Genomic DNA, 12146 nt, shown 5'->3' on the forward strand with positions numbered 1-12146 from the left:
GGGCGATTCCCCCGGAACGGGCCGTTCATCCGGCCTGCGCCAAGGTTTCTTACAATCATGGATACGTCCCCGTGAAGGAATCCCGATGGCCCCCTCCCAGGCATCGCGACGCAGCCCCCGCCCGTTCCGCCTTTTCGCCGGCGTCGCCCTCGCCATCAGCGCCTTCGTCGTGTCATCGACGGCGACCGCCGAAGGCACCGACGCGCAACGCACCCGCTTCCGCCAGGCCTACACCACGGCCAGCCAGCAAGGCGGCGACGCCTGGCGCGCCGAGGCCACGGGCCTGGAGAGCTATGTCCTCTTCCCCTACCTGGAAGCCGCGGCGCTGACCCACGACCTGCGCACACTGGACCGGGCCCGGGTCGAGGCTTACGTCAATCGTTATCCGGGCCTGATTCCCGCGACCGACCTGCGCCGCGATTTCCTCGGCGAGCTGGCCCGCCGCAAGGACTGGACCACGTTCACCGCGATGTACCAGACGGGCATGGGCGATTCGCTCGCCTGCTACGCCTTGCAGGCAAAGCTCTCGCGCAACGAACCGCTGGTGTTCGAGCGCGACCTCGCCGATCTGTGGAAGAAGCCGAGCCTGCCCAACAGCTGCGACCCCGTGCTGGCGGCCGCGCACGACCAGGGCCTGTTGACGGGCGAACGCCTGTGGGCGCGCATCCAGGTGGCGGCCGACGCCGGCAAGGGCGGCACCATCGCCTCGCTGGCACCCTGGCTACCGCCGTCCGACGCCCCTGCCGCGCAACGCATCGCGCTCGCGCTCAACGATCCGACCACCGCGCTGCGCCAGGCCGCTGACTGGCCGGATACGCCGCGCCACCGTCAGGCCGTCACGCTGGCCCTGCAACGCATGGCTCGCCGCCAGTCCACCGCGGCCGACAGCGCGTGGACCACGCTGTCGCCGAAGTTCACCCTCAGCGAACAGCAAAAGGGCGCCGTGCTGAACGCGCTGGCGCTGTTCCACGCCACCGACTTCGACGAGTCGGCGCTCGATCGACTCGCCGCCCTGCCAGCGGCAGCGCAGACCGACGCCAGCCGCGAATGGCGCGTGCGCGTGGCACTGGCTCGCCAGGACTGGTCCGCTGCGCTGTCCGCACTCGACGCGCTGACGCCCACGCAGAAGGACGACGGTGAGTGGCGTTACTTCCGCGCCCTCGTGCTCGGCAAGCTGGGTCGCAACGACGAGGCGAAGCGGCTGTACCAGTCCGTCTCGCAGGAGGCCACCTACTTCGGCTTCCTCTCCGCCGACCGTATCAATACGTCGTATTCGATCTGCCCCTCGACCATGCCCTCGGACGAACGTCGCGAAGCCGCGCTGTTGAACGACGCTGGCCTTGATCGCGCGTTCGAACTGTATGCGGTGGGCCTGCAGAAGTACGCGCGACGCGAATGGGCCGCCGCGCTCGCGGGTCGCGACGCGGATACCCAGCGCCTCGCCGCCGACCTCGCCTTCCGCAAGGGCTGGTACGACCGCGCGGTGTTCGGCCTGTCGTCCGGCGAATCGCTGCGCCTGTACGAACAGCGCTTCCCGCTCGCCCGCCAGGACGGCGTGGTGGAGCAGTCGAGCCAGGCCGGCATCGAAGCCCCGTGGGCCTACGCCATCATCCGCGCCGAGAGCGCATGGATGAGCGACGCCCGCTCCGGTGCCGATGCGCGTGGCCTCATGCAGTTGCTGCCCTCCACGGCCGCGACCGTCGCCAAGCGCAACGGCCTGTCGTGGGGCGGCGGCGAAAGCCTCTACGAGCCGGCCACGAACATCGTGCTCGGCACGCGTTACCTCTCGCAGATGGCGGCACGCTTCAACGGTGCCCCATGGCTCGCCAGCGCGGCCTATAACGCCGGCCCGAACAAGGTCGACCAGTGGCTAGGCGCCCGCGGCACGCTCGATCCCGACCTCTTCGTGGCGAGCATCCCGTACAAGGAGACCCGCGAGTACGTGGCGCGCGTGATGGCCTTCGCCGTGATCTACGACTGGCGCCTCAACGGCAACGCCTTGCCGATCGGCTCGCGCATGACCCGCATCGGCAGCACGTACTCGCTGCCGTCATCGGGAGCGGTGCGCAAGCCGGTCAGCTGCCCGGCCCCGGTCGTCAGCAAGCCAACCCCGCCCGCACCGGCCGCCGCGAACGAACCCGCTCCCGCCGAGGCATCGTCCGCACCGACACCGGAGGAACCCCAGCGCTGACGCTTGGCGACACGGGTCGCAGCGCCTACGCTCGACCCTAGCGCCGTCACAGGGGACGCCCATGAAAGCCCAACGCATCGTCATCCTCGGTGGCACCGGTTTCGTCGGCGGCGGCCTCGTGCCCCGCCTCGCGGCGGATGGCCATTCGATCCTGCTGCTGTCGCGCAACCGACAGGCCCGTCGACATGCCGCGGTCGGCCGCAACGTCAGCGTCGCGACTGCCGACGTCTACGATCCGCCGACCCTGCGGCGGCACATCGCCGGCGCCGACGCGGTGATCAACCTCGTCGGCATCCTCAACGAGACGCGGCGCGATACCTTCGAGCGGGTCCACGTCACGCTGACCCGATTGGTGGTGGACGCCTGCCGCGATACCGGCGTGCATCGACTGCACCAGATGAGCGCGCTGAAGGCCGGCCAGGGCCTGTCGAAGTACCTGCGCACGCGCGGCGAAGCCGAGGCACTGGTGAAATCGTCGACGCTGGACTGGACGATCTACCAGCCCAGCACCATCTTCGGCCACGGTGACGGCCTCGTCTCGCGGTTCGACGCGCTGCTGCGCCTGGCGCTCGTCATGCCGTTGCCGCGCCCGAACGCGAAGATGGCGCCCGTCTTCCTCGGCGATGTCGCCGAGGCGATCGCCCGTGCCGTCGCGAATCCTTCGGCCTCGCTGCTGCATACCTTCGAACTGTATGGCCGCGAGACCTGGACCCTGCTCGACCTGGTGCGTGCCATCCGCGACGCGCGTGGCCGCCGTCGCCTCGTGTTGCCCATGCCGGACGCCCTCGGTCGTCTCCAGGCCGAACTCGCACAGTTCGCACCGGGCAAGCCATTCACACCGGATAATTTCCGCACCCTGCGCACCGACTCCGTCGGCAAGGTCGACGGCCTTGCGCAGTTGGGTATCACGCCGCAATCGCTATCGGCGTGGCTGCCACGCCTGCTCGGCAAGCCCGAGCGCCAGCGCCGCCTCGACGAGGCGCGCGCCAAGCGCCGCGCCTGAAGGACATCATGGATATCTACCTCGTCGGCGGCGCGGTCCGCGACAAACTGCTTGGCCGCCCCGTCGTCGATCGCGACTGGGTCGTGGTCGGCGCCACGCCCGAGGACATGCTCGCCGCCGGCTACAAACCCGTGGGCAAGGATTTCCCCGTCTTCCTGCATGGCGACACGAAAGAGGAATACGCGCTCGCGCGCACCGAACGGAAGACGGGCCGCGGCTATCACGGCTTCGCCTTTCACGCCGATCCAAGCGTGACGGTCGAACAGGACCTCGAACGTCGCGACCTCACCATCAATGCCATCGCGGAGGCAGATGACGGTCATCTCGTCGATCCGTTCGGCGGTGTCGGCGATATCGAAACGCGCACACTACGCCACGTCTCGCCGGCCTTCGCCGAAGATCCCGTGCGCCTGCTGCGCGTGGCGCGCTTCGCCGCGCGCTACGCGCCACTGGGCTTTACCGTCGCCGACGAGACCATGGCGCTCATGCGGCGGATGGTCGACGACGGAGAGATCGACCATCTGGTGCCGGAACGCGTCTGGGCGGAAACGCGCAAGGCGCTGGCCGAACCGATGCCGCAGGTCTTCGTGCAGGTGCTCCGGGAAAGTGGCGCGCTGCGTGTGCTGTTTCCCGAAGTGGACGCGCTCTACGGCGTACCGCAACGACCCGAGTTCCATCCGGAAGTGGATACGGGCATCCATGTCGAGCTGGTGTTGCAGGCGGCAGCGAAGCTCGCCCCCGGCGACGCGCTGGTCGGCTGGTGCGCGCTCACCCACGACCTGGGCAAGGCGCTCACCCCTGCGGATGTCCTGCCGCGCCACATCATGCACGAGCAACGCGGCGTCGCTCCGGTGCGCGCGTTGTCGGCACGACTGAAGGTGCCGACCGACTATGCGGCGATGGCGGAGATCGTCTGTCGACAGCATCTCAACGCGCACATGGCCTTCGAACTGCGTCCAGCGACCGTGCTGAAATTACTGGAAGATCTGGGCGCGCTCCGTCGCCCGGAGCGGCTGGAGACCTTCCTGCTCGCCTGTATTGCCGACAAGCGCGGCCGGTTGGGTAGCGACGAGGCCGACTACCCGCAGGCGGATTACCTGCGCGCCTGCCGCGACGCGGCGGCGGCGGTCAGCTCGAAGCCGTTCGTCGACGAAGGGCTGCAAGGCCCCGCGATCGGCGAGGCGATGAAACGCGCGCAGGTGACGGCCATCGCCGGGATCAAAACCCACCTGTAGGAGCGCGCTTGCGCGCGATGGGTGCTCGCGGCAACCCGGCATCGCGCGCAAGCGCGCTCCTACAAGAGCTACCTGGGCTTTGGTCGCGACGTGCCATGGCGACCACCCGACTCAATCGTCGCCGTGCGACCAGCCGCCTCGGCGCGGCTTGCCCGGGGGCTTCGGGCCGCCCTTTCGGCGCAGCTTCGCCTCGAGCGTCGCCGCCTGTTCCTCGCGCTCGTCGTGCAGCTTCAGGTAGTTGCGCCAGCGCTGCATGGACAGTTCGCCAGACGCCAGCGCGGCCTGGATCGCGCAACCGGGCTCGTTGCCGTGCCCGCAATCGGCGAAACGGCACTGCGCGGCCAGCGCCTCGATGTCCGCGAAGAGATCGAGGTTTTCCTCGCCGGTGAGCTTCAGCTCACGCATGCCCGGCGTATCGATCAGGCAACCGCCGGTCGGCAGGCTGAGCAAGGCACGATGCGTGGTGGTGTGGCGACCGCGGCTGTCGTGCGAACGCACGGCGCTGGTGGCCATGCGCTCCTCGCCCAGCAGCGTATTGGTCAAGGTGGACTTGCCCGCGCCCGACGACCCGACCAGCACCGCGCTGGAACCCGGACCCAAGTAGGGCTCCAGCAACGCGACGGTGGAGGAATCCTTGCCATTGATCGCATGCACCGCCGCCTCGGCAGGCAGGCGCGCGCGCAATGCGTCTACGGCCGCGTCGACATCGACGCCCGTATCCGCCTTGCTCAACAGCACCACGGGACGTGCGCCTGACCCCTCGACCAGGGTCAGGTAACGCTCGATGCGCGCCGGGTTGAAGTCGCCATCGAGTCCGGTGAGCACCAACACGTAGTCGATGTTGGTGGCGATGATCTGCCGTTCGTAGCGCTCGCCGGCCGCCGCGCGGGTCAGCACGCTGCGCCGGGGAAGTACCGCTTCGATCACCGGATGCGAGGCGTGGTCCAGGAAGACGAAGTCGCCGACGGCGGGGCGCAGCGACGGATCGAGTCCTCGCTTGAGGAACTGGCCGGCCGGCTGCGCGTTGAACGCGGACGCGCCGTCGTGCACCTCGTAGCCGGCGCGATGCTGCGCCACCACGCGGGCGAGTCGGCGTGGATCGTCGGGCAAGGCGGGCTCGCGCCAGCCGATTCGGCGCAGGCGCGCCAGGTCCGCAGGGTCGGTCATGGCCGCGATTATGCCCGCTCGGCGACCGAATTCCGCCTCGCGACACCACGGCGACGCTGATAGGATCGGGACAGACCGCCGGGAAAGGGCCTGGCGGTACCTACCGGAAGTCCGTGACGTGTCCTCGATCAAGCCCAGTGCGCACCTGGCGGAAGTGCGCTATGAAATCCGCGGCGCCCTCACCCGACGCGCGCGCGAACTGGAGGCCGCCGGCCGGCCGATCATCAAGCTCAACATCGGCAACCCGGGCCGCTACGGGTTCACCACCCCGACGCACCTGCGCGAAGCCATCGCCAGCCACCTGGTCGACAGCGAGGCCTACGGCCACGAGCAGGGCCTGGAAGAAGCCCGCGAGGCCATCGTCACCCAGCAGCGCGCCCGCGGCGCCTTCGGCGTGGACGTGGAACGGGTGTTCATCGGCAACGGCGTCAGCGAGCTGATCGACCTGTCCCTGCGCGCCCTGCTCCAGCCAGGCGAGGAAGTACTGCTACCCAGCCCGGACTATCCGCTGTGGAGCGCGGCGACGATCCTCAACAACGGCCATCCGCGCTACTACCGCTGCCTCGCCGAGAACGGCCACCTGCCAGACCCGGACGAAATGGAATCCCTGATCGGCCCGCGCACCCGCGCGCTGGTGCTGATCAACCCGAACAACCCCACCGGCGCCGTCTATCCGAAGGCGCTGCTGGAGCGCATCGTCGCCGTGGCCCGCAAGCACAACCTGCTGCTGCTCTGCGACGAGATCTACGACGAGATCCTCTACGACGGCACGCCGTTCCAGCCGCTCGCCGCCGTCGCCGGCGACCATCCCTGCGTGAGCTTCGGCGGCCTGTCCAAGGTGCATCGCGCCTGCGGCTACCGCGTCGGCTGGATGAGCCTGTCCGGCGATGCGAAGCGCACGGCCGAGTATCGCGACGCGCTCCAGTTGCTGGCCGCGCTGCGCCTGTGCGCCAACGTCACCGCACAGTGGGCGGTGAAACCCGCGCTGCTCGACAAGCCCACCATCGTCGACCTCACCTCGCCGGGCGGCCGCCTGCACGAGGCGCGCCGTCTGATCCTCGATCAGGTGAAGGCCAGCCCGTACTTCGACGTGGTCGCACCCGGTGGGGCCATCTACGCCTTCCCCTGGATCCGCGCCGACGCGGTGCCGCACTTCGACGACACCGCGTTCGCCCTGCGCCTGCTGGACGAAGAGAACGTGCTGGTCGTGCCGGGCACGAGCTTCAACCTGCCGGCCAGCCGCCACCTGCGTCTCACCCTGCTGCCCGAACTGTCCCAGCTGAGCGAAGTATTCGCCCGCATGGACCGCGTGCTGGGTCGCATGGTGGCCGACAGCCGTCCGCTCGCCAGCGCGGTCGCCTGATCCATGGCGGCACCGACCTTCCTCGCCCTGGGCGATTCGTACACCATCGGCGAGGGCGTTCCGGAAGCCGGTCGCTGGCCGGTGCAACTCGTCGCCCGGCTGCATGCCGAGGGCGTGGTGGTGGGCGATCCGCGCATCGTGGCGACCACCGGCTGGACCACCGACGAACTGTCGGCGGCGATGGACCAGGCCCATCTGCATCCCGGCCATGGCCTGGTGACGCTGCTGATCGGCGTCAACAACCAATACCGGGGCCGCCCGGCCACGGAATATCGCGAACAGTTCCTTGCCCTGCTCCAGCGCGCCATCGGCCTTGCCGGCGACGCGCGACGCGTGGTCGTGGTGTCGATCCCCGACTGGGGCGTCACCGCCTTCGCCGAGGGCCGCGACCGCACGGCGATCGGTCGGGACATCGATACGTTCAACGCCATCGCGAAGGACGAGACCCTGCGCGCCCATGCACGCTGGGCCGACGTGACGCCGGCCTCGCGCGAAGCCGGCGCCAAGCACGACATGCTGGTGGACGATGGCCTGCACCCTTCGGCGAAGCAGTATGGGCGCTGGGTCGACGTCATCCTCCCGGAGGCCCGGGCGGCGTTGCGGGAGTTGCCGTCGTCTCGTTAGCGCCGGGGTCGCGCGCAAGCGCGCTCCTACAGCGGCTTCCGCAAGCCGGGCTCATCAGCTGAAACATGGGCTTATCGCCGAAACCTCATTGAAACACCCTCGCCACGGCCCGGTTACCTCCCGGGCCGATACTGGTTTCCCGGGACAGCCCCGGAAACCGACGCCATGGCCAAGCTCACCTGCCGCAGCGCCTTCATCTCCGACGTGCACCTTGGCACGCCTGACTGCAAGGCCGCCTATCTTCTCGACTTCCTCCGTCACCTGGATTGCGAGCGCCTGTACCTCGTCGGCGACATCGTCGACCTGGAAGCCCTGGCGAAGCGCCACTGGTGGCATCCGGACCACAGCGCCGTGATCGCGGAACTGGTCGCCATCGCCGCGCGCGGCGTCGAGGTGATCTACATTCCCGGCAACCACGACTTCCAGATGCGCGGCATGGCGGGTTCCACCATCGCCGGCATCCGTGTCGAACTGGACGCCCTGCACGAAGGCGCCGACGGCCGCCGCTACCGGGTGAGCCACGGCGACGAATTCGATCCGGAGCACATCGGCAAGCGCTGGCTCACCGTGCTGGGCGACGCCATGCACCGGGTGATCTGCTGGGCCAACCGGCGCATGCATGCGGTGCGCCGCCGCCTCGACATGCCCTACCTGCCGCTGTCGATCATCATCAAGTCACACATCCGCCTCGCCATGGAGTACATCCGCGGCTACGAGCAGCGGGTGGCGAAGGATGCGAAGGAACGCGGCCTCGACGGGCATATCTGTGGCCATATCCACTTCGGCCACATGCGCCCCATCGACGACATCCTGTACCTCAACGACGGCGACTGGGTGGAGCACTGCACCGCGCTGGTCGAGGATTTCACCGGGGCCATGGAGCTGATCCACTGGACCGAGCGCTACACCCCGCTGGGCCGGGCCAGCCGCGAGACGGTGCTGCCCTCCCCCGAGGCGGTGTTGAGCTTCGCTCCGCTGGCGGACTGCCGGGCCGACCTTTCTGGCCTCCGCGCCGAGGTGTCGGTAGCGGGTTGAAACGGACAGGGGCGCGCCCATGTAAAATGGGTTCTTTCCCCCTTCCGCGGTGACCCTCCATGGCCCTTGATACCCCCACCCGCGAGCGCATCGAAGCCCTGCTCGCCCAGCACGAGGTCGTGCTGTTCATGAAGGGCACGCGCCAGCAGCCGATGTGCGGCTTTTCCGCCGCCGCCACCAACACGCTCAACGACGTGGTCGACCAGTACCACACCGTGAACGTGCTGGAAGACCCGGAAATCCGCGAGGGCATCAAGGAGTACGGCCAGTGGCCGACGATTCCGCAGCTCTATGTGAAGGGCGAACTGGTCGGTGGCTCGGACATCATTCGCCAGCTCTACACCAGCGGTGAGCTGTACACCCTGTTCGGTTCGACCCCGCCGGATCGCACCCCGCCGGAGATCACCATCACCGAGAAGGCCGCCGAGGCTATCCGTGGCGGCATGGCCAACGCCGACGGCATGGCCCTGCACCTGGAAATTGGCCCCGACCACAGCGCCGGCTTCCAGCTCGCTCCGGCCGGCGATTTCGACATCGTCACCGTCGCCAACGGTATCGAAGTGCATTTCGATCCGGGCAGCGCCCAGCGCGCCAAGGGCATCGTGATCGACTGGGTGACCACGGTGCAGGGCGAAGGCCTCAGCCTGAAGTTCCCGGGCGCGGTCGAGATCGGCACGCTCTCGGTGCACCAGCTGAAGGACCGCCTCACCGCCGGCGACATCGTGCTCGTGGACGTGCGTCCGTCGCACGGCCGCGCCGTGGCCGCCCCGCTGGCCGGCGCGCGCATCCTTGAAGACGAAGGCTACGAGGCCCTGGCCTCGCTGCCGAAGGACACGCCGATCGCCTTCATCTGCCACCACGGCATCTCCAGCCGCGCGGCAGCCGAGCGCTTCGCCGCGCACGGCTTCACCAGCCTCTTCAATGTCGAAGGCGGCATGGACGCGTGGGCACGCGAAGTCGACCCGACCGTTCCGCGTTACTGAGAAAAAAACGACGCCCAGGGCGCCGTTTCCCTGTAGGAGCGCGCTTGCGCGCGAACCCTCAGGGCAGCCATAGCGAATGAGGCCTTGCGTTGATCTGGCGAGCTGTAACAGCTCGCTTGATCATCGCGAGGCTTCATCGTTTTAAAGGATCCGTTGAGGGTTCGCGCGCAAGCGCGCTCCTACAAAAACGGTGCCCGGGTTTCGTTGGCGCTCCTACAGGAGCATGACGGTCGCGCCAGCTTAGGAAGGGGCGCTCTACCGCGTAATGGAGCACGGCGCCGCCGGCCAGGGTTGCCGCGGCGAAGATCGCGAAGCGGACGAAGCGATGGTCGTCCAGCGAGTCGCCGATGGCGGTGTCCACGAGCGTGAACACGCCTTTGTGGCTCAGGTAGAGACTGTACGAAGCGCGGGCCAGCCAACCTGCGCCGGGGATGCGAAGACGACCGAGCCGCGTCGGCCCGGAGGCTGCGGTGACGAACATCGCCATCGACAGCGCCACGAGCGGATAGCCCAGCACGCATGGCCAGAAATCGACACGGGCGCCATCGAACAGCACGATGGACGCCCCGAGGCAGGCCAAGCCACCGACCAGGATCTTGCCGGCGTGGGCATGCATCCGGGCCATCATCGTCGGGCGGTAGACCGTGATCGCCGCGATCAGCACACCAGCCAACAGACCGTCGCAACGCGACCATGTCGGGTAATACAGGTAGCGCAGGTACGGCAGCCCCGGCCTGCCACCGGCCTTGACGATCGGCTCGATGTAGTGCCACCAAAGCCCCGCACGCAACGCAATGCCACCGATCAGCATGAACGTGCAGACGGCGACGAACGCCCGTACCGAGGATCGCCGCGACAGCAGCAACGCCAGGAACGGGAAGACGAGATAGAACTGCTCCTCAACGCAGAGCGACCAGACATGCGAGAAGGCGTAGTTGTCGCCGTTGTCGTAAAGCAGGTTGAACGTGAAGGTCGGGAACTGCCATAGCGGCTGCATGCCTTGCGTTTCGCGCCACGCAGGCCAGAAGGCGTAAAGCGTCAGCACGACGAAGAACGCAGGCAGGATGCGGATCGCTCGCCGCTTATAAAAGGCAGGGAAATCGACGCTTCCCGTCCGCTGCAACGATGCCAGCACCTGGCGGCCGATCAGGAAGCCGCTAAGCACGAAGAACAGGTCCACACCCATCCAGCCCGAGCGTTCGAGTTGACCGAAGCCTTCGCCGAGCCCGCCGACGAGATAGCTATGGAAAAGCATCACCCACGCGATGGCGATGGCGCGCAGGGTGTCGAGGCCGGGCTGACGATCCATGGAACGTCCTTGGGATGGATCATGGAAATCTGGGCCGCGCCGATGACGCGGCCGGGGTGGAAAGATGGCCAAACGCGGGCGACCGTCAGAAGTTGCTGGAATAGAGCATCGCGACGATCTTCCAGCCATCATCGGTACGCAGCATCTGCCAGGTTTCGGCGCCGTGGTTGTTGACCTTGCCGTCGCTGACGAACTCGAAATCGAAGTACACGGTGGCGACGCTGCCATCGGTATGGATACGCACATCGTGGAAGCGCTCCTCGATGGCGCCACCCGGCTTGCCCACGTAGTCGGCGAATTGCTGCCAGGTGCCCTGCTTGTAGCGCGGGACCGGCTTATCGGGGTGCTCCTTGCGCACCTTGTCCAGGGAGGCCTGGCCCAGCGTGGTGTACCAGGCCGTGCTGTCGGCCACGAAGAGCGAGCCCAGCGTCTTGGCATCGTGCGCCTTGAGCGACGTCTGGAAGGTCTCGACGACCTTGCGGATGTCCGCTTCGGCGGCCTCGTCGGCGAGGATCGGCAGCGGCAGTAGAAGGGCGACGGCGAGCAGGTAGCGACGAAGGTTCATGGGAAGACTCCGTTGACCAAGGGAGCCCAAGAACACCAAAGCGAAGGCCCGCCGCATAGCAGGATGCGGCGGGCCGTGGTCGTCCAGCGATGAACCGGTGGCGTTAGAGGCAGCCCACCAGGCCGTCGTAGATCGATGCACGCGACATCGGCAGCTTGCCATCAAGCGGTGTCTCGCCTTCGAGGAGCGCATAGAAGGCATCCACCGGCGTGTCCTTGGCGAGCGGCAGCTTGCACTTGTAGAGCTTGGCGGCGACCTGCACGGCGCCGGTCTTGCCGTTCACCCCGGCATGGCTGCCGGAGAAGGTCCACACACACTGCTTGACGGTGCTCTTGGTGGCATCGACCGAACAGCGCAGCTGCAGCGGACGGAGGTTGGCGTACTCGCCTTCGCAGAAGGTGTCGCCACAGACCTTGTCGAAGGCCGCGTTGAGGCGGACCTCGGCGTTGAAGAAACGATCCATGCCCGCTTCAGAAGCCGGCCAGTCGATGACGTCGACGTAGCGGGCAGGCGCGGGGACCGGGGTCGGCGCGGTTTGTGCGAAGGCGGTGGCGGAAACGGCGAACAGGGCGGCGACGAGAGTGCTTCGAACCATGATGTGGCTCCTTTGTTGTGGAGCCGCTATCTCACCGTCTGCGGCGCCACGGGTCTGTCCCGTGGCGCCGAAAGCA

The 12146-nt window shown here is 67.8% G+C and carries 11 protein-coding genes; 7 read left to right on the plus strand and 4 right to left on the minus strand.

What is annotated here, in order from left to right; translation table 11 throughout:
* Positions 1-85 precede the first annotated feature (85 nt).
* The 3 genes from GAK28_RS10385 (at position 86) to GAK28_RS10395 (ending at position 4429) form a co-directional block, all read left to right on the plus strand.
* Positions 86-2191, plus strand: a complete 2106-nt coding sequence (locus tag GAK28_RS10385) for a transglycosylase SLT domain-containing protein (RefSeq protein WP_291778235.1) — start codon at positions 86-88, stop codon at positions 2189-2191.
* Between the two features lie 61 nt (positions 2192-2252).
* Positions 2253-3194 (plus strand): complex I NDUFA9 subunit family protein, encoded by a 942-nt coding sequence (locus tag GAK28_RS10390; RefSeq protein WP_291778238.1) that lies wholly within the window; start codon positions 2253-2255, stop codon positions 3192-3194.
* An 8-nt stretch (positions 3195-3202) separates the two neighbouring features.
* A complete protein-coding gene (locus GAK28_RS10395) occupies positions 3203-4429 on the plus strand; it encodes a multifunctional CCA addition/repair protein (protein ID WP_291778241.1) in 1227 nt (408 codons plus the stop codon).
* A gap of 111 nt (positions 4430-4540) precedes the next feature.
* Here the strand turns inward: GAK28_RS10395 and rsgA are convergent, their stop codons facing one another.
* Positions 4541-5596: a ribosome small subunit-dependent GTPase A gene (rsgA, locus tag GAK28_RS10400; protein ID WP_291778243.1), complete on the minus strand. Its 1056-nt coding sequence runs from the start codon at positions 5594-5596 to the stop codon at positions 4541-4543.
* A 118-nt stretch (positions 5597-5714) separates the two neighbouring features.
* On the opposite strand from rsgA, the gene GAK28_RS10405 reads away from it, so the two are divergent.
* The 4 genes from GAK28_RS10405 to grxD all read left to right on the plus strand — a co-directional run bounded on the left by GAK28_RS10405 (position 5715) and on the right by grxD (position 9601).
* On the plus strand, positions 5715-6959 hold the full coding sequence (locus GAK28_RS10405) for an aminotransferase class I/II-fold pyridoxal phosphate-dependent enzyme (RefSeq protein ID WP_291778246.1): 1245 nt from the start codon (positions 5715-5717) through the stop codon (positions 6957-6959).
* A 3-nt stretch (positions 6960-6962) separates the two neighbouring features.
* The gene (locus GAK28_RS10410) at positions 6963-7583 is read left to right on the plus strand and encodes a GDSL-type esterase/lipase family protein (protein ID WP_291778249.1); all 621 of its coding nucleotides are present in this window, start codon (positions 6963-6965) and stop codon (positions 7581-7583) included.
* A 165-nt stretch (positions 7584-7748) separates the two neighbouring features.
* Complete coding sequence (locus GAK28_RS10415) at positions 7749-8618, plus strand: UDP-2,3-diacylglucosamine diphosphatase (protein ID WP_291778252.1); 870 nt, start codon at positions 7749-7751, stop codon at positions 8616-8618.
* 59 nt (positions 8619-8677) lie between these two features.
* Positions 8678-9601, plus strand: a complete 924-nt coding sequence (gene grxD, locus GAK28_RS10420; RefSeq protein ID WP_291778255.1) for a Grx4 family monothiol glutaredoxin — start codon at positions 8678-8680, stop codon at positions 9599-9601.
* A gap of 133 nt (positions 9602-9734) precedes the next feature.
* Here grxD and GAK28_RS10425 read toward each other — a convergent pair whose 3' ends face one another.
* The 3 genes from GAK28_RS10425 to GAK28_RS10435 all read right to left on the minus strand — a co-directional run bounded on the left by GAK28_RS10425 (position 9735) and on the right by GAK28_RS10435 (position 12070).
* Positions 9735-10910 carry an acyltransferase gene (locus GAK28_RS10425; RefSeq protein WP_291778258.1) on the minus strand — a complete coding sequence of 392 codons (1176 nt, stop codon included), beginning with the start codon at positions 10908-10910 and terminating at the stop codon, positions 9735-9737.
* Positions 10911-10995: 85 nt separating this feature from the next.
* Positions 10996-11475 carry a nuclear transport factor 2 family protein gene (locus GAK28_RS10430; RefSeq protein ID WP_291778261.1) on the minus strand — a complete coding sequence of 160 codons (480 nt, stop codon included), beginning with the start codon at positions 11473-11475 and terminating at the stop codon, positions 10996-10998.
* Positions 11476-11578: 103 nt separating this feature from the next.
* On the minus strand, positions 11579-12070 hold the full coding sequence (locus tag GAK28_RS10435; protein ID WP_291778264.1) for a hypothetical protein: 492 nt from the start codon (positions 12068-12070) through the stop codon (positions 11579-11581).
* Between the last annotated feature and the right edge of the window lie 76 nt (positions 12071-12146).

The organism is Luteibacter sp., assembly GCF_009912395.1.
Classification (GTDB): Bacteria; Pseudomonadota; Gammaproteobacteria; order Xanthomonadales; family Rhodanobacteraceae; genus Luteibacter.

Excerpts from the sequence above, each read along its gene's own strand:
- GAK28_RS10385 (WP_291778235.1), top strand. The coding sequence starts at position 86 with ATGGCCCCCTCCCAGGCATCGCGACGCAGCCCCCGCCCGTTCCGCCTT.
- GAK28_RS10390 (WP_291778238.1), top strand. The coding sequence starts at position 2,253 with ATGAAAGCCCAACGCATCGTCATCCTCGGTGGCACCGGTTTCGTCGGC.
- GAK28_RS10395 (WP_291778241.1), top strand. The coding sequence starts at position 3,203 with ATGGATATCTACCTCGTCGGCGGCGCGGTCCGCGACAAACTGCTTGGC.
- rsgA (WP_291778243.1), bottom strand. The coding sequence starts at position 5,596 with ATGACCGACCCTGCGGACCTGGCGCGCCTGCGCCGAATCGGCTGGCGC.
- GAK28_RS10410 (WP_291778249.1), top strand. The coding sequence starts at position 6,963 with ATGGCGGCACCGACCTTCCTCGCCCTGGGCGATTCGTACACCATCGGC.
- GAK28_RS10415 (WP_291778252.1), top strand. The coding sequence starts at position 7,749 with ATGGCCAAGCTCACCTGCCGCAGCGCCTTCATCTCCGACGTGCACCTT.
- grxD (WP_291778255.1), top strand. The coding sequence starts at position 8,678 with ATGGCCCTTGATACCCCCACCCGCGAGCGCATCGAAGCCCTGCTCGCC.
- GAK28_RS10425 (WP_291778258.1), bottom strand. The coding sequence starts at position 10,910 with ATGGATCGTCAGCCCGGCCTCGACACCCTGCGCGCCATCGCCATCGCG.
- GAK28_RS10430 (WP_291778261.1), bottom strand. The coding sequence starts at position 11,475 with ATGAACCTTCGTCGCTACCTGCTCGCCGTCGCCCTTCTACTGCCGCTG.
- GAK28_RS10435 (WP_291778264.1), bottom strand. The coding sequence starts at position 12,070 with ATGGTTCGAAGCACTCTCGTCGCCGCCCTGTTCGCCGTTTCCGCCACC.